This window comes from uncultured Methanobrevibacter sp. (genome assembly GCF_902771435.1).
Taxonomy (GTDB): Archaea; Methanobacteriota; Methanobacteria; order Methanobacteriales; family Methanobacteriaceae; genus Methanocatella.
This window is the reverse complement of the sequence record NZ_CACXXB010000019.1, coordinates 1-25,705: the sequence shown is the minus strand read 5'-3', so window position 1 is coordinate 25,705 and position 25,705 is coordinate 1. Positions and strand designations below refer to the sequence as shown.

Genomic DNA, 25,705 nt, shown 5'->3' with positions numbered 1-25,705 from the left:
TGTCGTTATTGTAAATCTTGGATAATAATTTGTACAAGCGATTATCTAAAATCAAGTTAAATCAGTCGAAAATTCTTTAAATGTCAATGTTGAAAATATAGTTTAGATGGTTATTATGAATGATGCATTAGGCATGTATGATGATTTTTCAAATGTCGTTTCAAATGAGCAGAGCATATCAACCGAATCTGTTCTGGATATTTTAAAGGAGTATTCAGGCAATATTTCAGTATTTGATTTGATGGCTGTAAATGCGGAAATGATAGAGGAAAGCAAGTATGTGCAGGAAAATTATAAGGACAAAAGCCATGCGGTCTATGTCAAATATTTCCTTGCTCGCATTAAGGATGTTCACAGTGACAATAACACTTATGAACATGACATTGACAAGGAAGAGTTCATCGATGCAGTTGCTACATTGAAATCCTATCATATTAACGAATCTGTTACTTCCAAAACAAAATTTCCATTAATCTATGGAATCATTTCGATTTACACCACTTTTATTTTAGAAGAGCCGATACATCCTGTGGGCACTCCGTTTCCGGGATCTTTATATGTGGAAGAAAAGGACGGAAAATTTTACTGTCCTGTTAAAGACGCCAATCTGGAGTCTCCTAATGCCGTTTGTAAAATGTGCATTGCCGAGCAGCTGGAATTTTAAGCAATTCATTCTATTGTCAGATTGGGTGTGTTTTTGCTTTGATAGGAATACCATGTACTGTTTTCAATTAAAAATTCTCTTGCTAATGTGATTATCAGTTCCTCAGTTTCACCATTTTGCAAAATTTCGTTTTCAACTTTTTCATAAAGCATTGCCATTCTTCTGTGGTCTTCGATGATGTTAGATAATGACATTTTTCCATAGTAACTTCCAGTAAACAATGTTGCGGCAGACATTGTTCCGATTACAATTTTCATGATTGAACGGATCATGTCGGTTGGTGTAAATCCGACCATTATTCCCCAATCCTGCAGACTTTTTAGAAAAGAACTGAGCATGTCTGATGTTATCTCTCCGGAAGGAATTGTAAGAATATAAATCTCAAATATTACTGCAATAATATAGGTTGCAATTGTTACGGTCAGCACAATTTTTGTAATTCTATCGTTCCTTTCTTTTCTGTTGGTTGTCCTTACAAGTGCATTTTGATGATATTTTAACTGATCTCTGACCCAACAGTTAATGATGGAATTCTTATTGTCCATTTTTTTCAGTGGAAGTTCCAAAAGAATTTCATTAATCCAGGGGAGGCCATTTTTAATAAACCATGGCAATAGGTCTGTGACTTGCTTTTTTACGCCTGCTTTGGAAAGAAAATATTGGACTCGAAGCGTTTCGGCAAGCACTCGATATTGTATATATTTTCTATGACAGTTATTCCGTTCAGCTAGTTTATACAATTGATATATTCCAACTATGATAATTAGGCATCCGAAAATAAGCAAATGCAGTTCCGCTTCATCATAAAGAAGAAACAGTATAGTAATTATTGTTCCAAAAGCAGATAACAACCAAAGATTCCTTTCATGTTTTTTTGCATTTTCAATGCTTAAAATATCTGCCACACCATATATTTCATCAATTTTTTTCAGTGTAGGGTCAGTAATTTTCTCTTCTATGTGATAAACTGGAAGGGTACAGTTTTTCCAGTCTTTGTAAAAGGTTTCTTTCGGATTCATGTTTTCACAGGGTTATTATGTTTTTTAGGTATTAACTGTCTTGAAGGAAATGGATTTCTTCATCAACATATTTCACGTTTTCAACCAGTAAGACATCTTTTGGATATTTGACATTGCCCAGAGAATGGTTTTCCACAATATTGCATTCAAAATTTTGGGTAATATATGCGTCACATGCATATTCGGAGCGAAGTTTGCCCGCATCATAATCGCTCATCACTACAATCATGCCGTTTCCCATAAATGCCTGCTTGTTTCCTAAGGATTCCATCCATGCAAGAGTTTTGTTGTCATGCCCTTTGTAGTATTGTCCGGTTTTAACGTCATCAATAATTTTTGACAACTCTATGGGGCCTTCGGTCGATACGGTCAGTTCAGTTCTGTTTTCTGAAAGCAGATTGTTGTCTACCGAATAAACAAAAACTAATGATAATGCGGCTAGAAGTAAAATAATAATGAAGATAATACTTTTATTCATTTTAAACAGCTTAATGTATCTTTAATAATTTAAAGAATGGAATGTTAACCATGGAATTATCTTATTTGTCCAATAAATCTGCTACTTTATTTGCAATGAACACGCAGCAGTCAACGCATGGGGATTTGTCTTCGCCGTTGTTGGTTATTGTACCGCAGCATACGCTTCCATATTCTTCCTTAAATGTGTTGAATATTTCTTTGGCATTTGCTTTAATTGTGGCAGGATCATCAACGACAAGGCCGTTTGCAATTATTGCACCGGTTACGGCACCGCAGGTTCCTTCATCAAATGTACCTCCGATTCCGCCTGCAAATCCACATCCTAATTTTACCATTTCATCTTGAGAGATGGGATATTCGGCTGTTTCACAAAGGCCCATTAATGTGGATTCGGAACAGCTTTTGGATTTTCTGTATTCCCTGATTTTTTCCTCTAAAATTTGTTTGTCAAGTTTCATAATGCAATCTCCCGAATTTGTTTAATTAATTATATTAATTAAGAATTTTATATAATTATTTATTAAAAATTGTGAGTTGATAAAAATTATACATCCGAGACCAAGCCCGATTGCGGCTACTCTTTACACATTAAGGGACATGAATGTTGATGTTATTGTTATGCACGGCCCTACAGGCTGCTGCTTTAGGACAGCCAGGCTTCTGGAAGGCGACGGAGTTCGTGTTGTAACTACTGGAATGTCTGAAAATGATTTTATTTTAGGGGCTGGCGAAAAGTTAGTCGAGACATTAACCGAAGCTTATGAAACATTTAAACCGGAACTGATGGGTATTGCCGGTACATGCGCCAGTATGATTATCGGTGAGGATTTAAAGGAGGCAATAGTCAATGCTGATTTGCCGTGTACAGTTATTCCTGTTGAATCTCATGGGGGTTCAGGTGAAGGTGACAATACCGTTGGTGCCATCATGGTTTTAGAGGCTGCAGTTGAATGTGGCGTAATACCTCAAAGCGAAGCGGACAGACAGATTGAAATGCTTGAAAAGGCAACTGAAGTTGAAAAGACCCGTGGAATGGCACAGGGCAAATACATCAAGCCAAACTTCGGAGATTCAAAGGAAAAAGTGGCAAAAATAGTTGTTAATGCTTTAAAGGATAATAAGAAAGTTGCTTTTGTATTGAATGTTAAAAAGGAAACATCATATTTATTTGCAGATATTATAAATTTTGACTACACAAAAATCAATCCGGAAAACAGGCCAATTTTTGTAGCCAATCTGGATGAAAACATCGGTCTTCCAAGAATAAGGCAGCATGCGGTAAACATTAAAAACCAGCTTGATATTGAGCCGGATTTCATTACAGGTGGCCTTGATGAATATCCTATAACCGCAAATGTTGCTGCAGATTACTTAAAAGACAAGGACTTGGATTTGATTGTCGTGTTTGGTGTTCCACATGCATTTCCAATAGAAGACTTTGATGTGGAATCTGTCGCAGTAACTGACGGGCCACGTTTGGTTGAACCTTTAAAAGAATTGGGCTATACTCATGTTGTTGCAGAGCTTGATGCGCATTCAAAAACTCTCGGAACAGATGAAATTGTCTTTTCAGACTTTGGTGGAATGATTAGATCAGCTATTGGGTGGTTAGACGAATGATAACAATAATCGATTATAAAAGTGGAAATTTAAAAAGCATCTCCAACGGATTTAAAAAGATTGGATGCGAATATCAAATCACAGACGATAAGGAAATTATAGCAAATAGCGATTATCTGGTTCTGCCGGGTGTCGGGGCTTTTGGAAGTGCTATGGAAAATCTAAAACCATTTGAGGATGTTATCAACGAGCATGTCAATGATGATAAGCCCTTTTTGGGAATATGCCTTGGCCAGCAGGTGCTGATGAGCGAAAGTGAGGAGTCACCTGGAGTTAAAGGTCTGGGTCTGTTTAAAGGCAATGTGGAAATGCTTCCTGAAGGTGTTAAAATACCTCATATGGGTTGGAATAAGCTAAATGTTTTGAATGATTCTCCAATTTTGGAAGGCATTGATGGGGAATATTTCTATTTTGTCCACTCATATCACGTGGTTCCTGACGATGACGGCATTGTTGCAGGAGTTTGCGAGTATGGTGGGGATGTTGTAGCAAGCTTATCTCAGAATAATTTATTTTCAACACAGTTCCACCCTGAAAAAAGCGGTGTGGCTGGACTTAAGATTTTAAAAAATTTCACTAATTTGGAGATTTAAAAATGGATATTGAAGGTTTTGTAAGAGCTAGAATTGATGATTATGATTATGATGACTTGGCAGAAATTTTAGCTGTAAGAATACGCGAATACAAAAATATCACTGAAGAAAATTCAGTAGAAATGGCAAAAGCAGTAATTGATGAAGTATCAACAACTTTAAAACTAAATGAAAGTGATGATGAATTCTTAAAAGAAATAGCTAGTGTTAACAAAGCTGATGTTCTCATGGGAGAAATGGGAGTCGGTTCACGCGGTGCAGGAGACTTTTTTGTACACAGAAAAATCGCAGAAATCGTATCATCAACTGACACCGCTTCACTGGTAAACCCGTCCGAGCAGGATGATGGTGGAGTTGTAAAAGCTCCGGTGAAAAATGATGAGGTCTACATTACCACAGCTGTTGATGGAATCCACTCACGCCTAAGCGAATATCCATTTTTAGGCGGTTTTCATGTAACTCGTGCTACTTTAAGGGATGTTTGTGTAATGGGAGCCGACCCGGTTGCAATTTTAAGTGACGTTCACCTTGCAGATGACGGTGACGTTGCAAAGATATTTGACTTTACAGCTGGGGTTGCAGCAGTATCAGAACTTGTGGATGTTCCAATCGTCGCTGGAAGTACCTTGCGTGTCGGAGGGGACATGGTTTTAGGTGACAGATTCGTATCCGCAGTTGGAAGTGTTGGTGTATCTGCATATCCTCCAACTGCAAGAAAAGGAGCTACCGAAGGAGATATAATTTTATTGACTGAAGGATCAGGCGGAGGAACAATAACAACAACCGCATTATACAACGGTTTCTTTGATGTCGTATGGGATACAATGAACGTTAACTTCGTTCAGGCATCACATGCACTGTTTGAAGCAGACCTTGTAAAGGACATCCATGCAATGACCGATGTAACAAATGGTGGTCTTAGAGGCGACGCTCATGAAATATCCAACACAACAGGTGTGGGATTGGAATTCTATGAAAAGGAAATAAGACAGATGGTTGCTCCAAACGTATTGAATATGCTTGAAACATTGAATATTGATCCTTTGGGAGTATCAACAGATTCATTAATGTTGATAGCACCTCCTGAAATAGTTGGTGACATCAAAAAGGCAGTTTCCAAATACGATGTTGCAATATCAGAAATAGGTGAAGTCAACAACTCAGGCGAACCTATCTTGATTAAAGAGGATTCAACTGAAGAAAAACTAGTTCCGCTATTCAGGGAAGCGGCATACACCAAAATCAAAAAGTTGGTTGGCGAAACAACTCCTGAAGACTTTGAGGAAATGAAAGAAAAAGTTCAAAAAGCTTCAGATGCAGCTATTGCTAAAAAAGATAAAGTAATAGAACATATTCGTGGAAATTAAATATTTGAGAAATTATTTTATTTCCATTCACTATTTTTTTTTTAAAGTGCAGCTATGCACAAAATCATAAAGTCGCACTTTGCATTTTTTTATTTGTTTGGCATTATAATCCTAATGTATGAAAGACAAGAAAGGAAATTTATTTATAATTGAGGCAATTCTGGCCATAACAATTCTTTTAATGGCAGTTTTTGTTGTAAACACTGTGATTTCAATACCTTCTCCGGATTATTCTTATGAAACTCATGATTTGAAATCCGCTCAGGACATAATGGAGATTTTATCCGGAAAAATTAACTTTACCGACCAGACATTTCTGGGTGAAATATCAACGATTTTAAAGGAGAATAAAAATTCAAAAAAATCCATACGTGAAGTTTCAGACATTTGTAAAAATAAGTTTGACAGTTTTAAACTTACAAACTATAAGTTCTGCGAGAATAACAAATTAAAAGGAAAGGTATTGGCTTCCAAAGGGAATTATGACAATGCAGAAAAAGTCACTGTTGCAACAAGGACTTATCGGGATTATTCATATACATTGTATGTATGGTAATAATTTAAATACTATTAATTGAATATATTAATATGTTATCTTATTTTGTTGCCCTGGTGGTGTAGTTTGGATAACACATGGGACTGCGGATCCCATTCCCCGGGTTCAAATCCCGGCCAGGGCATGATTATTTTCCGTGATTATTATGTTAAATGCTAATACTTATGTTACATCTCAAAAGGGTATTGGTGGAACAATTAGAAACCAATATGAAGATTTTTATGTTGAAGAAATTCCCGAAATCATTCCTGAAGGTGAGGGACCTAACGTTTATGTGTGGATTGAAAAGTTGGGAAGGACCACATTGGATGTTGTTCTTGACATTGCCAGGGATTTGCATGTCTCAAGAAAAAGAATGGGCTTTGCAGGAATGAAGGATAAAAAAGCCATAACTCGCCAATGGATTTGCATAGCCAATATGGACTCAGAAGAGCAGTTTAGGCAAGTTGAGAATTTGGACATTTACAAAACTGATTTTTTAAAGATTGTGCGAGGACGCAAAAAGCTTAGGATGGGCCAGCTTAAAGGAAACAAGTTTAAGATTCTTATTAAAGACCTGGACGATATCGAAGAAAGTGCAGATATTGCAAATGAGGTATTGGCACAATTGGAAACAACAGGAGTTCCAAACTATTTCGGATGGCAGAGATTTGGAAAACCAAGAACAATAACCCATTTGGTTGGAAAGGCACTGGTTGAAAATGACCTTGAAAAGGCAGTAAACACCTACATTGGAAATCCTCAGGATGATGAAAGTGAAGATAATCAAAAGGCCAGACAGGCATATGATGACGGAAACCTTGAGGAATCCCTTGAATTGATGGGCAAGGGAATGAGATATGAAAAAATGATGATTAAGGAGCTTATCAGAGATTCCAAAAAAGGCGAACTTACAGACAAATCATATATGAATGCATTGCATGCCCTTCCAAAACCACTTCAAAGAATGTTTGTTCACGCTTATCAGTCTTATCTGTTCAACGAAGCAGTAAGCAATAGGGTGGCAATGGGAATTGATAAATATGTAGAAGGAGACATTGTCATTGACCCTGAAGAGAACATTGTTCGCGATAAAACTCCACAGGAATATCAGGAATTGATTGAGAACTTTGAAGCTAATCCGACATGTCCTCTGTTCGGTACCAAAGTTCCGTTTGCAGGCGGCGAAGTTGGTGAGATGGAAGAGGACATCCTAAAAAAATACGGCATCACAAAAGAGGATTTTGAAGTTCCTAAAATGCCTAGATTAGGAAGTCATGGACTTAGACGTCAAATGAGATTCAAGGTATGGGATTGCAGTGCAACTCCAATGGATGAAGGTGTTTTATGCGAATTTTCAATCGATAAGGGTTCCTATGCAACTGCCGTTTTAAGGGAGATAATGAAAAAAGATATTATTTAAATGGGTTATAGTAAAACATGGTGTTAATATGGTGACATGTCCTGATTGTGGTAAAGAAGTAACAGACGCAAAATTCTGTTCAAACTGTGGAGCAACTTTAAAACCTCCTGTTGAAGAAACCGTTGATGCAGTTGAAGATAATGCTCCTGTTGAAGAAGTTATTGAAGATAATATTGATATTGAGGTAATAGAAGAACCTCAAAATGAAGAGATTGAAGCCAATATAGTTAAAAAATCCAAATTCTGTTCAAACTGCGGAAGGGAAGTGGAAGAAGATATAGCATTCTGCCCTCAATGTGGTTACAGATTTGATGAAGATAAAGCAGAGCCACAAACTAAGTTCTGCCAATCTTGCGGTGAAAAAATCAACATTAACGCAGAGATTTGCCCTAATTGTGGTGTTAGAGTGGCTAATGTCAGACAATATGAAGAGAAAAATGTGGTATTGTCTGCAATTTTAAGCTTTTTATTCCCTGGCTTAGGTCATCTGTATCTGGGCTTAAGCAAAAAAGGTGTTTCATTTATTATTGCTTATATTGTATCTGCAGCACTTGTATTTTTCCTCATTGGTTTTGTATTGATATTTGTAGTCTGGATTTGGGCTTTAATTGATTCAATTAAATGCACTGAAGCCATTAACAATGGGGAATTTGTTGAAGATAAATTATTCTAATTTCATAATTTGAGTGATTGTTATGATTGAATGTAGAAGTATTGCAAAAGGAAAAGGAAAAGGCGAATTGATTGTTTCAGGAGAACCTATCAGCTTTTTGGGAGGTGTCAATCCTGAAAATGGTAAAGTCATTGATCCCAATCATGAATTGAAAGGCCAAAGTATCAAGGATAAGGTCCTGTTTATTCCTGGCGGAAAAGGATCTACAGTAGGGTCTTATGTAATTTTCCAGATGATGAAAAACAATACTGCTCCTAAAGCTATCATCTGTTTAAATGCAGAACCGATTATAGCTACAGGCGCTATAATGTCCGATATTCCAATGGTCGACTCTCCTAGTGAAACCAAAGATTTAACAAACGGAACTATGGTTGAAGTTGACGGGGATAATGGAACAATAGAATTAATCTAGGGATAATATGCAAACTCTAATTGAAAACGTTAATGTAGTCAATCCGTTTGAAGAAATTAAAACCGGTCAAAAGGTATTGATTGAAAATAATTTGATAAAAGAGATTTCTCCGTCAATCAACACGAAGGACAACATTAATGTTATTGACGGTGAGGATAACTACTTGCTTTCAGGTTTTATCGATTGCCATACTCATATTTTTGCAAAGGGTTTTCACAAAGAGGAAAATATGGCAAATCCATTGGGAATTCATTTTTACAATGCCGTTCCTCATTCACTTCAAACAATAAATGCTGGCATTACATCAATTAGGGATTGCGGATCTGCCGATTTAAGTTTTAAATTGGCTCAGCAAAGAAAACTGTTTACTGCTCCTAAGGTTTATTTATCAATTACTCCATTGGTCATGACCGGCGGGCATTTTGACCTGCTCCTGCCATCCGGTTTTGATATGGAAATAATGTATCCCGGTTTTCCAAAGGGAAGATGCGACGGCATTGAGGAAGTTCTCAAAAAGACACGTGAAATTAAAAGGGCAGGTGCTGATTTTATAAAAGTAATGGCAAGCGGAGGAGTTTTGACTACAAACACTTCACCCGAATTTGCACAGTTCAATAAAAAAGAACTTAAAACCATTGTTAAGGAAGCAGATGCAAATAATATGAAGGTTTCAGCTCATTGTCACAGTTTAAAAGGAATGAACAATTGCATCGATGCAGGATTTTCATCAATAGAACATGGAACATTCATAGATAAGAAAACAGCCTGTAAAATGGTTAAAAAGAATGTCACTCTTGTTCCGACATTGCTGGTTCACCAATTTTTATATAAGGCAGGATTTCCGGCATGGGATAATTATGCAGCTGAAAAAACAGCGAAATTGAAAGAGATAGTCAAAGTCCACAAGGAAAACATATCTGTTGCTTACCAGCAGGGCGTCAATATTTTAATGGGAACCGACAGCGGTGTGATTCCTCATGGACATAACCTGGAGGAACTTGTTCACTTGACAGATATTGGAATGAGTGAAGATGAGGCAATAGCCAGTGGCACAGTTAAGGCGGCAGAATTTTTAGGCCAAGATAATCTGGGTTTGGTTAAGGAAAATTATGTTGCAGATTTGATTCTGGTTAATTCAAATCCTTTGGATGATGTTTCTGTTTTAAGCGACAATAACAATGTCTTAAAAGTAATTCAAGATGGTATTGAAGTTAAAAATTAATGAAAAGTTATCTGCTGTCTGTAAACTATATTGAAAAATGTGCATTTAAGACAATTATTTGTTGAGATAAACAATTCTATTGCAGTATTTCAAAGAGCTATTCTCATGTGGAAATTGTCATGAATTATTTTTAGTATAACCTAAATTTATATAACAATTAAAAACGATATATTTTTCTATAAGTCTAAAACGGTTGTGATTTCATGGTAAAGCATAAACATATGGATTTGCCTATTGAGGGAATGCATTGCGCTTCCTGTGTTTTAAGTGTCAATAAAACTTTTGGCAAAGTTGAAGGCGTAGAGGAAGTCGATGCGGACCTTGCAGCAAATAAATTACATATTACTGTAGATACCAAAAAAATTTCTTATGAAGAAATGGAAAGGCTGGTAAAAAATCTGGGTTTTGAACTCCACACAGATGAAATGACCTTAAGAATCCAGGGAATGCACTGCGCTTCATGTACCATGAACGTTGAGAATTTCCTAATCAGGCTGGATGGAATTTTTGATGTAAAGGCAGACTTAACCTCACAATCAGCAAGAATAAGGTATGATTCATCTAAAGTGACATTGGATGAAATTGAAAAGGTAATAGAATCATTGGGATTTGAACTTTTAGGTGTTGAAGGACAAACGGAAATTGATGAGGAAGCTATTTATCAACAGGATTTAGCCGAAAAACGTAACAGGATTATTGTAGGCCTAATAGCTTCAGTCATTTTAATGATTTTAATGTTTACAATGTGGGATCCTTTGGCAGGTATTGTAAACAGTTTAAATCAGGCAACAGGTCTTGACGTATCTTCTGTCGGTCTTTTGTCATTGATTGTAAGTATAGGTCCGTTTTTATATGTTTCCCTGCCAATTCTAAAAGCGGGATTCAACGGTCTGATGCATAAGAACTTGAATATGGATGTGATGTATTCTATGGGTATTGTGGTGGCTTATGTTTCAAGTATCCTCGGAACGTTCCACATTGTTTTGGACCATACATTCATGTTTTATGATTCTGCAGTAATGCTTCCTGCATTTTTAATGATTGGAAGATATCTTGAAGCAAGAGCCAAGAAAAGAACTTCAGACTCTATTCGTGAACTTATTGGCCTTCAGCCAACTGTTGCAACAGCCATAGAGCTTGATGAAAACGGTGAAATCAAATCACAAAAGGAAGTTTCCATAGCGGACATTGAAATTGGCAATTTGCTTTTGGTAAAGCCCGGCGAGAAAATTCCTGTTGACGGGGATGTTGTAGGTGGTGAATCCTATGTTGATGAATCAATGATTAACGGTGAACCGATTCCTAAAGTTAAAAAAGACGGTGAAGAAGTATTTGCCGGTACAATCAATCAGGATGGTGTTTTACACATCAGGGCTCAAAAGATCGGAAAGGAAACAGTGCTTTCAAACATTATTCGTTTGGTCGAGAAGGCACAATCCTCTAGGCCTCCGGTTCAGAAATTTGCAAACACCATTGTATCATACTTCATTCCTGTCATCCTGACAATAGCTATTGTGGTATTCCTGATTTGGTATTTTGTACTGGGAGCTACATTGCTGTTCTCTTTAACATGTCTGATTTCAATTCTGGTGGTTGCATGTCCATGTGCATTGGGATTGGCCACTCCAACTGCAGTTACCGTTGGTGTTGGAAGGGCAGCCGAATTCGGAATCCTTATTAAAAATGGAGATACTCTGGAAAATGCAGGCCAAATTGATGTTGCTGCATTTGATAAAACCGGAACAATAACTGAAGGAAAACCTGAAGTGGACGATATAATCTCATATGGCATTTCAGATGAGGAACTGATTAAGCTTGCAGCCAGCGTGGAGCAGAATTCAAACCATCCGATTGCAAAGGCTATTGTAAATAAGGCAAAAGAGTTGAATTTGGATTTGGACCAAACCACCGACTTTGAAAATGTAACAGGTAAGGGTTTGAAAGCCAAACTGGATGGAAGTGATGTTTTTGCAGGTAATCTCGCATTGATGAGGGCCAATGAAATTGACGTTTCCAAAGAGTTGGAGGATAAGTATCATGAACTTGAAAGCCAAAGCAAGACAATCATCTTTCTGGCATATGATAAATCCGTTAAAGGTATTTTAAGCTTATCTGATAAAATCAAAGCCAATTCCAAAAGAACCATTGATGAACTGCATAAAATGGATGTTGAAACATATATGCTTACAGGGGACAATGAATCCACCGCACTCAATGTGGCCCGTGAAGTTGGAATTGACAATGTCCGTGCAGGAGTCCTTCCGGAAAATAAGCTTGATATTGTAAAGGAAACTCAGGCGAACCATACCAAAAAAGTATTGTTTGTTGGGGACGGTATCAATGACGCTCCGGCACTGACACAGGCAGATATTGGTGTAGCTATGGGCAATGGAACAGATATTGCTATGGAAAGTGGTGATATTGTTGTTATGGAAGGTGATCTGGAAAATGTAGTTGCAGCAGTACAGTTTTCCAAAAAAGTAATGAGAAGAATCAAGGAAAACATCTTCTGGGCCTTTGCATATAACTCAATACTGATTCCTGTAGCGGCAGGGGTATTATATCCTGCATTCGGAATAACATTTAAACCTGCACTGGCAGGTCTTGCAATGGCAATGAGTTCCGTGACAGTCATATCCCTATCACTGATGCTTAAGAGATATGTTCCTGAAATAAAAAGAAAAAGTAAAAATTAATTGGTCTATTGATCAATTAATTCTAATTTTAATTTTCCGAGTTTTGGTGCAAGGAAGTTATAGAATATGGCCATAAGTACACCGTTTACAAATGCGCCAACGAATCCTACGATTACATTTATAATGAGAGTCATCACGTCTCCTCCGCTTATCAATGTAATGAGTGCAAGGATTAAATTTAAAACGCCTCCGACAACTGCAAAAACAATAGCTAATTTTAAAACATCAATTGAATCGATTGCAGTCATGTTGTCTTCGTTGGATAGGTTTACAATGGCTCCTCTTCCGGTACCTGCAAGAATATTGTAAATGTAACATCCAAGCAAGACAAATACAAATGTAATGACGAATGTACCAAAAATAATCATGGCAATTGTAACAGGTTGGCTTAAAAGCATCATGAATTGATAAATGCTGAATGCCATTAATTGCTGGCCGGAATACATTAATGTCTGAATCAATGAATTGAGCAATAACGGGAACAGGAATACTGAAACCAGGTATAATAGAATTACCTGAATTGTAGTAATCATTGAAATGACGATTGCAGTTTCAATGGTTGAGACCTTAACGATTTCCTTATCGTCCCTGAAAGCTATCTTTATTGAATTGAGCTTTTGTGTTAAAATGTTATAGAGATATCCTTGACAAAACGCATTGTATACTGTGTACATCAGTGTTCCTACAATAAGTGTGGAGATTATGAAGATTGCACCGCTCATGGCCTGAGGACTTGCAATTCCAATCGCTATAACTAAAACTATTGAAGATATTATTGAAAATAATACTGCAATGGCAGTTGAAATTATTGTGTAGGAAGCTAAATCCACTGATTTTAACTCTTTAAAACCACTCATTATTACACCTAGAACCAGTCTTTAGATTTTTCGAGTAATTCATCAATAATTATTGAAATGGAACCGACATAGGTGTGTGGATCCATTATTTTTTCAACATCCTCTTCAGTTAGGTATTTTTGAACTTCCTCATCTTCCAGGATTAATTCGCCCAGTAACAGTTTTTCTTTGTTGGCCTTAATTGCATTTTTCCTTACAATGCCGTATGCAGTCTGTTTTCCCATTCCTGCACGGGTAAGTTCTGCCATTAATCTTTCAGCCATAATCAAACCGTTGGTCAGGTTTAAATTTCTTTCGATATTTTCATCATAGAAAATAAGATTATTCATTAGTTTGATTGTTAGGTTGAGGATGTAATCTGTTAAGATGCAGCTTTCCGGAAACATGATTCTTTCACATGAGGAATTGGTTAAATCTCTTTCATGCCAAAGCGGATTGTTGTCTAAAGCAGCATTAACATAGGATTTAATGATTCTGGCAACACCACAAATTCTTTCTGCAGTAATAGGATTCATTTTGTGTGGCATTGTGCTACTTCCAACCTGTTTTTCAGGATCAAAGAATTCTCCAACTTCCATAAGTTCGGTTCTTTGAAGGCTTCTGATTTCCAATCCAATTTTATCCAAAGTACTTGCGATATTTGCCAAAACGCTAATGAATTCTACATGATTGTCCCTTTGGACAACCTGGTTGGTGATTGTTGCAGCAGGAAGGCCTAAAATTTCTGCAACGGTTTTGTGGATTTCCCATCCTTGTTCGCCTAATGCTGCGGTTGTACCAACGGCTCCGTCCATCATTCCAATACAAACGTTTGATTCTGCATTTTCCAATCTTACATATTGTCTGTGGAGCTCATCAGCCCAAATACCAAATTTCATACCGTATGTGGTTGGAAGAGCGTGTTGACCGTGAGTACGTCCAATGCACACTTTCATTTTATTTTCTTCAGTTAGCTTGAGCATTATTTTAGTTAATCTTTCCAATTTCTCTTTTAAAACTTCAATTGAATCTTTTATGAGCAATGAATTTGAACTGTCTACAATGTCGTTAGATGTAGCTCCAAAGTGCACATATTCTCCAGCACCATTTTCACATACTTCGGTTATTGATTTGGACAGTGCTGCAATATCGTGGTTTGTTTCAGCTTCGATTTCTTTCATTCTTTCTAATTTGACGTAATCAGTATTAGCTTTTGCTGCAATTTCATCAGCGACTTCCTGTGGGATGATGCCTAGTTTTCCTTCAGCTTGAGCCAATGCGGATTCCACATCTAACATTTTTTGCAGTTTATTTTCTTCTTCCCAGATTCTTTTCATTTCCGGGGTACCATACCTAAATTCAATCGGATGTATAGCCATTTTTTATCAACTCATTTTACTTCATTAAAATATAGTATATATTTAATATTTTCTTTTATATTATATTTTGTTTAGTTTACAAAACATTTATATATACTTCATTTAAAGAAATTATTACAACCACTTTAATCTCTTGATTAATTGGTGGGTGAGTATATGGAAACAAAAATTCGGCAATTACGCCAGGAAAAAGGCATTACTCAACAGGAATTAGCTGAATCTGTTGGAGTAACACGCCAAACAATCAACGCTTTAGAAAATGCTCGTTATAATCCGTCCTTACTGTTAGCTTATAAGATTGCTAAGATTTTGGGTGAAAATTCCATTGAAGATGTTTTTGTGTTTAATGAAGATGATTGAATGAGATTTTGGGATAGTATTTATTTGAATAGTTTGTTATGTTAATATATATGCTATTTAATTTTTGAACTCATTTAAATTTACTGATTTTTGATAATATGTCTTTATTCAACGATAATCTAAAGAAAATTAAGATTTATCACATTGCTATTCTTATAATTGTTTCATATTTTGTTTTATATGTTCTTGGTAAGGTTACGGGAGTTATTAATGAAAAATGGTTGTATGTGGTCATTATAGCCTATTTCATTATCAAATTAAAAGATTATTCTTCAGATTTTAGGGAGGATCTTTTCAATGTCTTTTCAAAAATCGAGTTAAAATATATTCTTGTAATCGTTTTTTCCAATATTTTCTTTTCCTATGGCATGCTGTATCTGGCAAATGAATGTGTTGTTCATTTTCCGGCTTTAAATTTTTTGGTTGGATTTTACGTACCCTCAATGTCATTGACTGGGTCATTGCCGATTTTGGGCATATTTGTCTCCACTGTATTAATTTCTCCAATATCGGAGGAGCTGATTTTCAGGGGAGTTTTGCTGAACAGGTTGAAATTATACACTCCTGCGATATTCGCTATTTTGATTTCTTCACTGCTGTTCGCTGCCCTTCATAGTTTTGGAAGCATAATCTCCGCTTTCGTATTTGCGGTTTGCATGGCCATATTATATTTGAAGACAGAAAACATCTGTGTTCCCATATTGGCTCACTTTCTAAACAATCTGTTTGCCGAACTAATACGGATTGCCGATTATGATAATCTATTGTTCACCAATGGTATTGTAATGTCTGTTGTCAGCATATTGGCAATAATTTCGGCCATAATTTTGTTAAAATCCATTACTAAAGAATTGAATAAAGTTAAATAATAATGAATATAGATATTTTAACATGGATTTAAGAAAAATTGGAATTCTTCTTATATTTGTAGGAATCTTTGTTACAGTAATGTTCATCGGCAATGATAAGATTTTTGTCCCGGCATTGACTGTCACCGTTTTGGGATTTTTCATAACAGTCGTCGGGTTTGTTACAGAAATCAGAAAACAGAAGATTGTCAATGATAAGCTGGATAAGGATATCGGAAGCATTCTTCAGCCTTTAATTACAAAATATTCTAATTTGAATCAACAATATAGAAAGGAATTTGAAGGCGAAGAATATGTTAAAAAAAGATTGCAGTTAAATAGAGATTTGGAAAAGGAAATAGCAGAAAAACTCCCTTATTTGAGCAGTAGGGAAATTAAAAAGATTGTTATTCAATTTTCAAAAGAGCAAGATAAATTATAACTATATTTTTTTTCACATTTTTTCCAATGTACAAATAATGACAACAAGGTTTTAAATAGTACATTGTATAGATTATTATTTGTGATAGAATGTTTTCCCCAAGTTTAGAAGAAGCAAAAAATATTTCAAAAAACAAAGAGTATAAGCGAATACCGGTATCCTTTGAATTGTTTTCGGATATAGCTACTCCAATAGAAGTTTTAAGAGTTTTAAAGGCAATAAGCAATCACTGTTACATGCTTGAAAGTATCGAGGATGCGGAAAAATGGGGAAGATACTCTTTTTTAGGATTTAATCCGCTTTTAGAATTCACATGCCAAGACGGTACTGTCAGGATTAGGGGCAGCGAAAACTTCGATGAGTTCAATGATGATGAAATCATTATTGAAACAGATAATCCAAGTGAAATAATTAGGGATTTGGTGAACAAGAATAAGTCTCCAAAGCTAGATTATTTGCCTCCGTTTACAGGAGGATTTGTCGGGTATTTTGCCTATGATTATATAAAGTATGCCGAGCCTTCCCTGAATCTAGATGCTGAAAATCAGGATCAGTTTAAGGACATTGACCTGATGCTGTTTGACAAGGTAATTGCATTCGATAACTTCAAACAGAAAATCATCTTAATTTCCAATATCAAAACCGATGATTTGGAAAACAACTATGAAAAGGCATGTGATGATTTGAGGAAATTGGCGGGCCTGATTAAAAACGGTAAAAAGGCCAAAATTGAACCGTTGAAATTAAAATCCGATTTCAAACCATGCTTTTCACGTGAAAAATATTGTGATATGGTATTGAAAGCCAAACATTACATTAAGGAAGGCGACATTTTTCAGGTTGTCCTTTCAAATAAGATAGAGGCGGAAATATCCGGAAGCCTATTTGATACTTATAGGGTACTTAGAACAACAAATCCCTCACCGTACATGTTTTATTTCTCAAGCAATGACATAGAGATTGCAGGTGCATCTCCCGAAACCCTTGTAAAATTAACAGACAGGCAGCTTTACACATTCCCATTGGCCGGAACAAGACCTCGCGGAAAAACTGAAGAAGAGGATTTGGAACTTGAAAGAGAATTGCTGAGTGATGAAAAGGAATTGGCCGAACACAACATGCTCGTTGATTTGGGAAGAAACGACATAGGAAGAATTTCAGAAATCGGCTCCGTCCATGTCGACAAATATCTCTCAGTTGAAAGGTTCTCACATGTGATGCATATAGGATCAACTGTAAGCGGAACATTAAGAAGCGACTTGGATTCTCTTGTGGCGATAGATTCAATTTTACCTGCAGGAACATTGTCCGGAGCTCCAAAAATAAGGGCCTGTGAAATAATCAATGAATTGGAAGACAATAAAAGAGGGATTTACGGTGGGGCTATCGGTTATGTTGACTTGAGCGGAAACATAGATACATGCATTTCAATTAGGATAGCATTTGCAAGAAACAATAAGGTATACATCCGTTCAGGTGCGGGAATAGTTGCTGACAGCGTACCTGAAATGGAATTTGAGGAATCATTGAACAAAGCGGCTGCGGTAATAAATGCATTAAAAATTGCAAATGGGGGAATTGAATGATATGATATTATTAATTGACAATTACGATAGTTTTTCATATAACCTATACCAGTTAATCGGAGAGGTCAATCCTGACATTAAGGTTGTAAGAAACGATAAAATAACTGTTGAGGAAATTCAGACTTTAAGTCCTGAATGCATTATTTTATCTCCCGGACCTGGAAAACCCAAGGATGCCGGAATTTGTATTGATGTGGTAAAAAACTTTTATGATAAAATCCCAATTTTAGGTGTCTGTCTGGGTCATCAGTCAATTTGTGAAGCTTTTGGCGGAACAGTTTCCCATGCGAAAAGACTGATGCACGGAAAATCCTCAGAAATATCACTTGATTATGATTTTATTTTCAAGGAATTGCCCTCCGAAATAACTGTAGGCAGATATCATTCCCTAAGCTTACTTGGTGATACTCTTCCAGACAGTTTACAAATAATATCAAAAGCAAAAGACGATGGTGAGATTATGGCTGTCAAACACAAGGATTTCAATGTTTATGGTCTTCAATTTCACCCGGAATCAATATTAACACCTGACGGTTTAACAATTATAAAGAATTTCATAGAAAAAGTTAACAGAGGAATTTTATGATTAAAGAAGCTATTTTAAAAGTATATAAACATGAAGATTTAACTTATGATGAAGCTTACCAAACCATGGATGAAATCATGAGCGGTGAAGCCAGTGAAGTGCAGATGAGTGCATATTTGACTGCAATGTCTATGAAAGGGGAAACCATAGATGAAATCACTGCTTCTGCTGAAGCCATGAGGGCTCATTGTGTGAGATTGCTGAATGACGAGGAAGTATTGGAAATTGTAGGGACCGGAGGCGACGGTTCCAACACATTCAACATATCCACCACATCTGCAATTGTAATTTCAGCAGCAGGCGTTCCTGTGGCCAAACACGGTAACAGGTCAGCATCCAGTAAATGTGGTGCAGCAGATGTTTTGGAAGAGTTGGGTGTTAATATTTACATCGAACCCGAAAAAAGTTTAAAATGCCTTAAAGAAATTAATTTATGTTTCCTGTTTGCTCAAAACTACCATTTGGCAATGAAATATGTTGCAGGCGTTAGAAAGGAATTGTCTATAAGAACAATATTTAATATTTTAGGGCCCCTAACCAGTCCTGCAGGTGCTTCAATGGAAGTTTTGGGGGTTTATGAAGAATATCTTGTGGAACCGCTAACACAGGTTTTAAAGAATTTGGGAGTTAAGTCCGCACTGACAGTTTATGGAGTTGACGGAATGGATGAAATATCAGTAAGTGATAAAACATCAGTCTGCGAGCTTAAAGACGGAAATATAATGTCTTACGAAATCACTCCGGAATATTTTGGAATGGAAAAGGCATCCAAAGAAGATCTGGTTGGTGGGGATGCAAAAGAAAATGCTCAAATCACATTATCAATTCTAAATGGCGAAAAGGGACCTAAAAGAAATGCTGTCTTATTGAATTCAGGAGCAGGACTGTATGTTGCAGGCAAGGTTGATTCCCTTCGTGATGGTGTAAAATTGGCAGAAGAGATTATTGATTCAGGAAAAGCACTAACTCAGCTTGAAAGATTTATTGAATGTACTAATAGATGATTAAAATGTTAGAAGAGATTGTTGAAAAAACCAAAGAAAGATTAACAGAATCAAAGGAAAGCAAATCATTGGACCAGCTTAAAGAGGAAGTCCAGAAATTGGAGATTAATCAGGATTTCCCGTTTAAAAAAGCCTTAAGCGAAGATGAAATTTCAATCATTGCTGAAGTCAAAAGGGCATCTCCTTCAAAAGGTTTAATCGCTGAAGATTTTGATTATCTGGCTATTGCAAAAGAGTATGAGGAAGCTGGAGCATCAGCCATTTCTGTTTTAACAGAACCTTACTTTTTTAAAGGATCCAATGATTATCTAAAGGAAATTTCACAATGTGTCAGCATACCAACTTTAAGAAAGGATTTTATCATTGATGAGTATATGATTTGGGAGGCTAAGGCTCTTGGTGCATCAGCGGTGTTGCTTATAGTTTCCATTTTATCAATTGTCGAGCTAAAGAAATTTTTGGATTTGGCACATGATTTGGGCCTTTCTGCAATCGTTGAAACTCATGACGGTGATGAAATAAGAACAGCTCTCAATGTTGGCGCTGAAATTATTGGTGTAAACAACAGGGACCTGACAGATTTTACAGTAAACATTGAAAATAGTATCAGCTTACGTAGATGTGTTAGTGGAGATGTAATATTTATTTCTGAAAGTGGCATTAAAACACCTGAAGATGTAAGGAAATTAAAGGAAAATGATGTTGATGCTGTTTTAATTGGTGAAACTTTAATGAAAAGTGATGATAAAAAGTCTATGATTTTGGAGTTGAAAAATGGTTAAAATCAAAATCTGTGGACTCAGGCGTTTGGAAGATATTGAAATTGTAAATATGTATGAGCCTGATTATATAGGTTTTGTATTTGCCGATTCAAAAAGACAGGTCTCTCATGAGCTTGCATCACAGTTAAAAGCTAATTTAAGTCCGGATATAGTTTCAGTCGGTGTTTTTGTTGATGCAGATTGCAGTGAAATCTTAAGTTTATATGAAGATGGAGTAATAGAAATTGCTCAGCTTCACGGTTTGGAAAGTGAAGATTATATTAATTATTTAAAAGAAAATACTAATGATGAACTAAAAATCATCAAAGCCATTGAAATGTCTGAAAATGAAGATTTATCAGAATATGATGATTCTGCTGCGGATTATTTACTTCTTGATAGTGGAAAAGGCAGTGGAAAAACATTTGACTGGCGTTTAATAAGAAATGATTTAAAAAAAGAATTTTTCCTGGCGGGGGGAATTAATTCAGACAATGTCATTGAGGCTATTGAACAGTTCAACCCCTATGCCATTGATTTAAGCTCAAGTTTAGAAACAGACGGTTATAAAGATGAAAACAAGATTAAAGAAATTATGGAGGTTATACGTTGAATAACGGAAGATATGGTGAATACGGTGGCCAATACATATCTGAGACATTAATGAATGAATTGCTGTATCTGGAAGAGCAATATCATCATTATATGAATGATCCTGATTTTGTAGAAGAGTTAAACACATTATTGAAGGAATATGCTGGAAGGCCTTCTTTATTGTATTATGCAAAAAGAATGACAGAAGACCTTGGCGGGGCAAAAATTTATTTGAAACGTGAAGATTTGAATCATACAGGAGCCCATAAGATAAATAATGTTTTAGGACAGGTTTTGCTTGCTAAAAAAATGGGAAAGACAAGAGTAATTGCCGAAACCGGCGCAGGTCAACATGGAGTTGCAACCGCTACTGCCGCAGCACTTCTGGATATGGAATGTGAAGTATTTATGGGTGAAGTAGACACTAAAAGACAGGCTCTAAATGTTTATAGGATGGAATTGCTTGGTGCAAAGGTACATTCAGTCAAATCCGGAACAAAAACACTTAAGGACGCTGTAAATGATGCATTTAGAGATTGGATTGCTCGTGTTCATGATACTAACTATGTAATCGGTTCTACTATGGGGCCACATCCATTTCCAATGATTGTTCGTGATTTTCAGGCGGTAATAAGTGCTGAAGCTCGCCAGCAATTTTTAGAAATTGAAGGAAGACTTCCTACAGCAGTTGTTGCCTGTGTTGGTGGTGGAAGTAATGCAATGGGGGCATTTTATAATTTCATTGAGGATGAGGAAGTTAAGCTAATAGGCTGTGAAGCTGGGGGGAAAGGTGTTGACACCCCATACAATGCGGCCGCATTGACTAATGGAAAGATAGGAATATTTCATGGAATGAAATCAATTTTCAATCAGGGAGATTACGGCCAGATTGCTCCGGTTTATTCTGTCTCAGCAGGTCTTGACTATCCTGGTGTGGGTCCGGAACATGCATATTTAAGAGACACAGGCAGGGCAGAATATGTTCCAATCAACGATGAGGAAGCGGTAGAAGCTTTTGAATATCTTTCAAGAATGGAAGGTATTATTCCGGCTATTGAAAGTGCTCATGCCGTTGCACATGCCATGAAAATAGCTCCAACAATGGATAATGATGATATAATTATGATTTGTCTTTCAGGAAGAGGGGATAAGGATGTCAGGTCAATTGCAGAATACAGAGGAGTTGAGTTAAATGAGTAAGATAGCTAATGCATTTAAAAACGGAAAAGCATTCATACCTTTTTTCACTGCAGGAGATCCAAATATTGAAAAAACTGTAGAATATGCACTTGCAATGGAAGAGGCAGGCTGTGATTTAATAGAAATAGGTATTCCATTTTCAGATCCTATGGCTGAAGGTGTTGTAATTCAGGAGGCTAATGTAAGAGCGCTTAAACAAAACACAACTACTGACGATGTATTTGATGCAATAAAAGCCATTCGCGAAAAATCAGATATTCCGATAGTGTTTTTAACTTATATCAATCCTGTTTTCTTTTACGGTTATGAAAGATTCTTTAAAAAATGCAATGAACTTGGTATCGATGGGATAATATCTCCAGACCTTCCTTATGAGGAAAAGGGGGAAATTGCAGATATTGCTCGCAAATATGATGTGGACATCATTTCTTTGATTGCACCAACATCAAAGGAGAGAATTCAAAAGATAGCAAGTGAAGCAACCGGTTATATTTATGTAGTTTCATCATTGGGAGTCACAGGAATGCGTTCAGAGATTAAAACAGATTTGAATGCCATAATAGATGACATTCGTGATGTCACCGATTTGCCGCTGGCTGTAGGTTTTGGAATAAACACTCCTAAGCAGGCATCTGAAATTGGAGGGATTGCAGATGGTGTCATTGTTGGTAGTGCAATCGTAAAAATCATCGAAGAGCATGGTGAAGATGCTGCAGAACCATTAAAGGAATATGTTTCCAGCATGAAAAAGGCTTGTAATGAATAGATTATCTAAAAAGTAAAACTTATAATATATAAAAAATAAATATAAACATATTACTATTTAGAGGATTATCTATGTTTAAAGCAGAATTAAGTGATTCTAGTATATTAAAAACCAGTTTTGATGCTATTTCATCAATTGTAGATGAAGTACAGATTCAAACTGATAGTGAAGGCATGAGATTAGATGCCTTAGACCGTAGTCACATAACTTTCGTACATTTGGAACTCAAATCTAGTTTATTTGATGAATATATTTGTGATGTTCCTGAAAAAATCAATATTGATACTGATGAATTCATGAGAGTACTTAAACGTGCAAAATCTCAAGACAGAGTTTTAATGTCAGTTGATGAAGGAAATTTCATCATTACTTTTGAAGGGGATGCAACAAGGACTTTCAAAATAAGATTAATCGATATGGAATATGATAACCCTGTTCCTCCTCAAATCGAACACCCAACATCATTTAAAGTTCGTTTCTCTATCTTAAAAGATTGTATCAACGATATTGATATATTTTCAGACAAAATCGCTTTCCAAGTTGATGAAGATTACTTTATAGCATCTGCTGATGGTGAATTCGGTGATGCAAGCATTAAATATCTCCACGGAGAAAACATTAACGAACATGCAAAATCATTATTCTCATTGGATAAGATTAGAGAAATGCTTAAAGCAGATAAATTTTCAGAGGAAGCTGAAATTGGCTTAGGTACTGACATGCCATTGAGTTTAACCCTTAATATGGTTACCGGCGATGGTAAACTAAGCTTTTTACTCGCTCCTAGATTAGAATCAGATGAATAATTTCATTTGATTTAACTTTTTTTTATTTTCAATAGATTATATTAGAGATGGTATTAAGTGGATCAATTTTATCAGGAATTGCGTCAAATTCAAAAAAAAGAACGAAATAACGGCACATTGGCTCGTGTAGAGGAAACTTTTTACACTGATTTACATGAGTATTTGGATGGCTTAAGAAAACAGGCTATTGAAGATCCATTCTCTAATGTCCACGGCATTCTTAAAAATGCCCAGATGATTGCTACAGATATTTGTGAAAGGCGAGAAAAGAAAATCACAGAATCTGCAGTAGTTAACATTCACAGGTCTTACCATCTTTTTACAGGCAAACCCCAATTCGATCTGGTCGATACCACCCCATTGAATCTGACACCTGAAGAGGAAAGGTTTTACTACTCATTGATTGAGACATTAAAAAATCACAGAGGAAATATTTCATTGGAAAAAATATCCGAGGAAGACGATGAAATAAACCAGGAGGAAACTCAAAATACAACTTTAACTCCTCCAAGTGAAAGTCCTGAAAAGGACGAGGTTCTCAACAGACTGGATGAGATTAGCAGGGCAAAACCAATTGTTGATGAAAAGCCAAAACCAGTCGAAAAGCAGACTGAAGATTCAAAAAAACCTTCAGTTGCTGATGCCAAACCAAAGGATACTGCTCCGAAACCAAGCATTGAAGATAATCCGAATGTAGCTGATGAAGTTGAAGAATTTTATGATTTGGAATCTCAAAAATTAGCTAAAGACATGGAATTGGTAACAATGCTTGTTTTTGATGATGTTGATTCCATTGTGGGTGTTGATGAAAAAGTTTATGGTCCGTTCCGACCCCAAGATCTGGTAACCCTTCCCATGATTAATGCAAAAATATTTTTTAAAAATCGAAAGGGTCGTCTAGTTAAAATTTAGCTAGTTTTCCATTAAGTTTATATAACTTGTATTATATAAATAAAGAACATATCTATTTGTGATAATAAAAAATTATATTTTTATAATTTGGATTTTTGCTGTTTGTAGACTTGATGCGTTACACTGCAGTTTTAATCTCTAACGTTTTTTGATAAAACCCTGTGTTAGATAAATTTATGAATAGATTTACAATGATTAATTGATTAAACACTTTAAAGTGTATAAGACGGTGAAAAAATGAAAATACCAAAAGAAAAAAGAACATACTGTCCTCACTGTAAAAAACACACAGTACATGAAGTACACACTGCTAAAAGAAGAAAAGCTAGTGAGTTAACTTGGGGACAAAGACAATTCAGACGTGTAACTGCTGGTTACAGAGGTTATCCAAGGCCTTTACCTGCTGGAAACAAACCAGTTAAAAAATTAGACTTAAGACTTAAATGTAAAGAATGTGGTAAATCTCACATCAAACAATCTTTCAGAACAGGAAAACCTGAATTTGTAGCTAAATAGGTGATTAACATGGTTAGTAAAGGTAGAGGAAACTTTTTAAAAGTTAAATGTTTAGATTGTGACAATGAACAAGTAATATTCGATCGTGCTGCATCTGATGTAAAATGTATTATTTGTGGTAAAACCCTTGTCAAATCTCGCGGTGCTAAAGCTAAAATCACCGCACACATTGAAAAAGTTTTAAACTAGATATCTAGTTTTTAACTTATTTTTTACTATTTTTTATAATTTTTATATAATGTTGGTGAGAGTATGGTAAGAAAAAGTCAAGAATGGCCTGATGAAGGAGAACTTATTGTAGGTACTGTTTATAAAGTTCTTAATTATGGGGCTTTTGCTAAATTGGAAGAATATCAGGGCAAAGAAGCTTTTATTCATATTTCTGAAGTATCTTCCGGTTGGGTT

General features: G+C 36.1%; 30 protein-coding genes and 1 tRNA gene. 26 read left to right on the top strand and 5 right to left on the bottom strand.

Annotation, left to right across the window (positions count from 1 at the left end; translation table 11 throughout):
• Positions 1-115 precede the first annotated feature (115 nt).
• The gene (locus QZU83_RS06570) at positions 116-664 is read left to right on the top strand and encodes a DUF2115 domain-containing protein (RefSeq protein WP_295610655.1); all 549 of its coding nucleotides are present in this window, start codon (positions 116-118) and stop codon (positions 662-664) included.
• 5 nt (positions 665-669) lie between these two features.
• Here the strand turns inward: QZU83_RS06570 and QZU83_RS06565 are convergent, their stop codons facing one another.
• From QZU83_RS06565 to QZU83_RS06555, 3 genes are all read right to left on the bottom strand, one after another.
• Positions 670-1,683, bottom strand: coding sequence for a hypothetical protein (locus tag QZU83_RS06565; RefSeq protein ID WP_295610653.1), 1,014 nt, complete (start codon positions 1,681-1,683; stop codon positions 670-672).
• A gap of 31 nt (positions 1,684-1,714) precedes the next feature.
• Complete coding sequence (locus QZU83_RS06560) at positions 1,715-2,161, bottom strand: hypothetical protein (RefSeq protein ID WP_295610652.1); 447 nt, start codon at positions 2,159-2,161, stop codon at positions 1,715-1,717.
• A gap of 61 nt (positions 2,162-2,222) precedes the next feature.
• The gene (locus QZU83_RS06555; protein ID WP_295610650.1) at positions 2,223-2,621 is read right to left on the bottom strand and encodes a C-GCAxxG-C-C family protein; all 399 of its coding nucleotides are present in this window, start codon (positions 2,619-2,621) and stop codon (positions 2,223-2,225) included.
• A gap of 88 nt (positions 2,622-2,709) precedes the next feature.
• On the opposite strand from QZU83_RS06555, the gene cfbD reads away from it, so the two are divergent.
• The 10 genes from cfbD to QZU83_RS06505 all read left to right on the top strand — a co-directional run bounded on the left by cfbD (position 2,710) and on the right by QZU83_RS06505 (position 12,704).
• Positions 2,710-3,783: a Ni-sirohydrochlorin a,c-diamide reductive cyclase catalytic subunit gene (gene cfbD, locus QZU83_RS06550; RefSeq protein ID WP_295610694.1), complete on the top strand. Its 1,074-nt coding sequence runs from the start codon at positions 2,710-2,712 to the stop codon at positions 3,781-3,783.
• The gene (gene hisH / locus QZU83_RS06545; protein WP_295610648.1) at positions 3,780-4,376 is read left to right on the top strand and encodes an imidazole glycerol phosphate synthase subunit HisH; all 597 of its coding nucleotides are present in this window, start codon (positions 3,780-3,782) and stop codon (positions 4,374-4,376) included. Before cfbD ends, hisH begins: the two co-directional genes overlap by 4 nt.
• Before the next feature lie 2 nt (positions 4,377-4,378).
• Positions 4,379-5,743: an AIR synthase-related protein gene (locus QZU83_RS06540; protein WP_295610646.1), complete on the top strand. Its 1,365-nt coding sequence runs from the start codon at positions 4,379-4,381 to the stop codon at positions 5,741-5,743.
• Between the two features lie 118 nt (positions 5,744-5,861).
• Positions 5,862-6,299: a hypothetical protein gene (locus QZU83_RS06535; RefSeq protein ID WP_295610644.1), complete on the top strand. Its 438-nt coding sequence runs from the start codon at positions 5,862-5,864 to the stop codon at positions 6,297-6,299.
• Between the two features lie 50 nt (positions 6,300-6,349).
• A tRNA-Arg gene (locus QZU83_RS06530) sits at positions 6,350-6,423 on the top strand.
• A gap of 21 nt (positions 6,424-6,444) precedes the next feature.
• Positions 6,445-7,701, top strand: a complete 1,257-nt coding sequence (gene truD / locus QZU83_RS06525; protein ID WP_295610642.1) for a tRNA pseudouridine(13) synthase TruD — start codon at positions 6,445-6,447, stop codon at positions 7,699-7,701.
• Between the two features lie 28 nt (positions 7,702-7,729).
• Positions 7,730-8,374, top strand: coding sequence for a zinc-ribbon domain-containing protein (locus tag QZU83_RS06520; protein WP_295610641.1), 645 nt, complete (start codon positions 7,730-7,732; stop codon positions 8,372-8,374).
• A gap of 22 nt (positions 8,375-8,396) precedes the next feature.
• Complete coding sequence (locus tag QZU83_RS06515; RefSeq protein WP_295610639.1) at positions 8,397-8,786, top strand: DUF126 domain-containing protein; 390 nt, start codon at positions 8,397-8,399, stop codon at positions 8,784-8,786.
• A 7-nt stretch (positions 8,787-8,793) separates the two neighbouring features.
• Positions 8,794-10,008 (top strand): amidohydrolase family protein, encoded by a 1,215-nt coding sequence (locus QZU83_RS06510; protein WP_295610638.1) that lies wholly within the window; start codon positions 8,794-8,796, stop codon positions 10,006-10,008.
• Between the two features lie 203 nt (positions 10,009-10,211).
• On the top strand, positions 10,212-12,704 hold the full coding sequence (locus QZU83_RS06505; protein WP_295610636.1) for a heavy metal translocating P-type ATPase: 2,493 nt from the start codon (positions 10,212-10,214) through the stop codon (positions 12,702-12,704).
• Positions 12,705-12,709: 5 nt separating this feature from the next.
• Here QZU83_RS06505 and QZU83_RS06500 read toward each other — a convergent pair whose 3' ends face one another.
• Both QZU83_RS06500 and purB read right to left on the bottom strand, forming a co-directional pair.
• Entirely contained in the window at positions 12,710-13,561 is an 852-nt protein-coding gene (locus tag QZU83_RS06500; protein ID WP_295610634.1) for a hypothetical protein, read from the bottom strand.
• 8 nt (positions 13,562-13,569) lie between these two features.
• On the bottom strand, positions 13,570-14,919 hold the full coding sequence (gene purB / locus QZU83_RS06495) for an adenylosuccinate lyase (RefSeq protein WP_295610632.1): 1,350 nt from the start codon (positions 14,917-14,919) through the stop codon (positions 13,570-13,572).
• Positions 14,920-15,075: 156 nt separating this feature from the next.
• Here purB and QZU83_RS06490 point away from each other — a divergent pair, with 156 nt between their 5' ends.
• The 15 genes from QZU83_RS06490 to QZU83_RS06420 form a co-directional block, all read left to right on the top strand.
• Positions 15,076-15,279, top strand: coding sequence for a helix-turn-helix transcriptional regulator (locus QZU83_RS06490; protein ID WP_295610631.1), 204 nt, complete (start codon positions 15,076-15,078; stop codon positions 15,277-15,279).
• Between the two features lie 98 nt (positions 15,280-15,377).
• The gene (locus QZU83_RS06485) at positions 15,378-16,148 is read left to right on the top strand and encodes a CPBP family intramembrane glutamic endopeptidase (RefSeq protein ID WP_295610629.1); all 771 of its coding nucleotides are present in this window, start codon (positions 15,378-15,380) and stop codon (positions 16,146-16,148) included.
• A gap of 22 nt (positions 16,149-16,170) precedes the next feature.
• Positions 16,171-16,569, top strand: coding sequence for a hypothetical protein (locus QZU83_RS06480; protein WP_295610628.1), 399 nt, complete (start codon positions 16,171-16,173; stop codon positions 16,567-16,569).
• A gap of 89 nt (positions 16,570-16,658) precedes the next feature.
• A complete protein-coding gene (gene trpE, locus QZU83_RS06475; RefSeq protein ID WP_295610626.1) occupies positions 16,659-18,155 on the top strand; it encodes an anthranilate synthase component I in 1,497 nt (498 codons plus the stop codon).
• A gap of 1 nt (position 18,156) precedes the next feature.
• The gene (locus QZU83_RS06470; RefSeq protein WP_295610625.1) at positions 18,157-18,741 is read left to right on the top strand and encodes an aminodeoxychorismate/anthranilate synthase component II; all 585 of its coding nucleotides are present in this window, start codon (positions 18,157-18,159) and stop codon (positions 18,739-18,741) included.
• Positions 18,738-19,745: an anthranilate phosphoribosyltransferase gene (gene trpD, locus QZU83_RS06465; protein ID WP_295610624.1), complete on the top strand. Its 1,008-nt coding sequence runs from the start codon at positions 18,738-18,740 to the stop codon at positions 19,743-19,745. Before QZU83_RS06470 ends, trpD begins: the two co-directional genes overlap by 4 nt.
• Positions 19,746-19,750: 5 nt before the next feature.
• Positions 19,751-20,527, top strand: coding sequence for an indole-3-glycerol phosphate synthase TrpC (gene trpC, locus QZU83_RS06460; RefSeq protein WP_295610622.1), 777 nt, complete (start codon positions 19,751-19,753; stop codon positions 20,525-20,527).
• Positions 20,520-21,119, top strand: a complete 600-nt coding sequence (locus tag QZU83_RS06455) for a phosphoribosylanthranilate isomerase (protein ID WP_295610621.1) — start codon at positions 20,520-20,522, stop codon at positions 21,117-21,119. Before trpC ends, QZU83_RS06455 begins: the two co-directional genes overlap by 8 nt.
• On the top strand, positions 21,116-22,300 hold the full coding sequence (trpB, locus tag QZU83_RS06450; RefSeq protein ID WP_295610619.1) for a tryptophan synthase subunit beta: 1,185 nt from the start codon (positions 21,116-21,118) through the stop codon (positions 22,298-22,300). The genes QZU83_RS06455 and trpB overlap by 4 nt, the downstream gene beginning before the upstream one ends.
• Complete coding sequence (gene trpA / locus QZU83_RS06445; RefSeq protein ID WP_295610617.1) at positions 22,293-23,066, top strand: tryptophan synthase subunit alpha; 774 nt, start codon at positions 22,293-22,295, stop codon at positions 23,064-23,066. The genes trpB and trpA overlap by 8 nt, the downstream gene beginning before the upstream one ends.
• A 71-nt stretch (positions 23,067-23,137) precedes the next feature.
• The gene (pcn, locus tag QZU83_RS06440) at positions 23,138-23,872 is read left to right on the top strand and encodes a proliferating cell nuclear antigen (pcna) (RefSeq protein WP_295610616.1); all 735 of its coding nucleotides are present in this window, start codon (positions 23,138-23,140) and stop codon (positions 23,870-23,872) included.
• Positions 23,873-23,929: 57 nt separating this feature from the next.
• Positions 23,930-24,784 carry a hypothetical protein gene (locus tag QZU83_RS06435; protein WP_295610614.1) on the top strand — a complete coding sequence of 285 codons (855 nt, stop codon included), beginning with the start codon at positions 23,930-23,932 and terminating at the stop codon, positions 24,782-24,784.
• 237 nt (positions 24,785-25,021) lie between these two features.
• Entirely contained in the window at positions 25,022-25,300 is a 279-nt protein-coding gene (locus QZU83_RS06430) for a 50S ribosomal protein L44e (RefSeq protein WP_295610613.1), read from the top strand.
• A gap of 9 nt (positions 25,301-25,309) precedes the next feature.
• The gene (locus tag QZU83_RS06425) at positions 25,310-25,489 is read left to right on the top strand and encodes a 30S ribosomal protein S27e (RefSeq protein ID WP_067044971.1); all 180 of its coding nucleotides are present in this window, start codon (positions 25,310-25,312) and stop codon (positions 25,487-25,489) included.
• Between the two features lie 63 nt (positions 25,490-25,552).
• Positions 25,553-25,705, top strand: a 153-nt coding sequence (locus tag QZU83_RS06420; RefSeq protein WP_295610692.1) for a S1 RNA-binding domain-containing protein, incomplete at its 3' end; no start/stop codon positions are given.

Coding starts and splice junctions, on each gene's coding strand:
- QZU83_RS06570 (WP_295610655.1), top strand. CDS start 116: ATGAATGATGCATTAGGCATGTATGATGATTTTTCAAATGTCGTTTCA.
- QZU83_RS06565 (WP_295610653.1), bottom strand. CDS start 1,683: ATGAATCCGAAAGAAACCTTTTACAAAGACTGGAAAAACTGTACCCTT.
- QZU83_RS06560 (WP_295610652.1), bottom strand. CDS start 2,161: ATGAATAAAAGTATTATCTTCATTATTATTTTACTTCTAGCCGCATTA.
- QZU83_RS06555 (WP_295610650.1), bottom strand. CDS start 2,621: ATGAAACTTGACAAACAAATTTTAGAGGAAAAAATCAGGGAATACAGA.
- hisH (WP_295610648.1), top strand. CDS start 3,780: ATGATAACAATAATCGATTATAAAAGTGGAAATTTAAAAAGCATCTCC.
- QZU83_RS06540 (WP_295610646.1), top strand. CDS start 4,379: ATGGATATTGAAGGTTTTGTAAGAGCTAGAATTGATGATTATGATTAT.
- QZU83_RS06535 (WP_295610644.1), top strand. CDS start 5,862: ATGAAAGACAAGAAAGGAAATTTATTTATAATTGAGGCAATTCTGGCC.
- truD (WP_295610642.1), top strand. CDS start 6,445: ATGTTAAATGCTAATACTTATGTTACATCTCAAAAGGGTATTGGTGGA.
- QZU83_RS06520 (WP_295610641.1), top strand. CDS start 7,730: ATGGTGACATGTCCTGATTGTGGTAAAGAAGTAACAGACGCAAAATTC.
- QZU83_RS06515 (WP_295610639.1), top strand. CDS start 8,397: ATGATTGAATGTAGAAGTATTGCAAAAGGAAAAGGAAAAGGCGAATTG.
- QZU83_RS06510 (WP_295610638.1), top strand. CDS start 8,794: ATGCAAACTCTAATTGAAAACGTTAATGTAGTCAATCCGTTTGAAGAA.
- QZU83_RS06505 (WP_295610636.1), top strand. CDS start 10,212: ATGGTAAAGCATAAACATATGGATTTGCCTATTGAGGGAATGCATTGC.
- QZU83_RS06500 (WP_295610634.1), bottom strand. CDS start 13,561: ATGAGTGGTTTTAAAGAGTTAAAATCAGTGGATTTAGCTTCCTACACA.
- purB (WP_295610632.1), bottom strand. CDS start 14,919: ATGGCTATACATCCGATTGAATTTAGGTATGGTACCCCGGAAATGAAA.
- QZU83_RS06490 (WP_295610631.1), top strand. CDS start 15,076: ATGGAAACAAAAATTCGGCAATTACGCCAGGAAAAAGGCATTACTCAA.
- QZU83_RS06485 (WP_295610629.1), top strand. CDS start 15,378: ATGTCTTTATTCAACGATAATCTAAAGAAAATTAAGATTTATCACATT.
- QZU83_RS06480 (WP_295610628.1), top strand. CDS start 16,171: ATGGATTTAAGAAAAATTGGAATTCTTCTTATATTTGTAGGAATCTTT.
- trpE (WP_295610626.1), top strand. CDS start 16,659: ATGTTTTCCCCAAGTTTAGAAGAAGCAAAAAATATTTCAAAAAACAAA.
- QZU83_RS06470 (WP_295610625.1), top strand. CDS start 18,157: ATGATATTATTAATTGACAATTACGATAGTTTTTCATATAACCTATAC.
- trpD (WP_295610624.1), top strand. CDS start 18,738: ATGATTAAAGAAGCTATTTTAAAAGTATATAAACATGAAGATTTAACT.
- trpC (WP_295610622.1), top strand. CDS start 19,751: ATGTTAGAAGAGATTGTTGAAAAAACCAAAGAAAGATTAACAGAATCA.
- QZU83_RS06455 (WP_295610621.1), top strand. CDS start 20,520: ATGGTTAAAATCAAAATCTGTGGACTCAGGCGTTTGGAAGATATTGAA.
- trpA (WP_295610617.1), top strand. CDS start 22,293: ATGAGTAAGATAGCTAATGCATTTAAAAACGGAAAAGCATTCATACCT.
- pcn (WP_295610616.1), top strand. CDS start 23,138: ATGTTTAAAGCAGAATTAAGTGATTCTAGTATATTAAAAACCAGTTTT.
- QZU83_RS06430 (WP_295610613.1), top strand. CDS start 25,022: ATGAAAATACCAAAAGAAAAAAGAACATACTGTCCTCACTGTAAAAAA.
- QZU83_RS06425 (WP_067044971.1), top strand. CDS start 25,310: ATGGTTAGTAAAGGTAGAGGAAACTTTTTAAAAGTTAAATGTTTAGAT.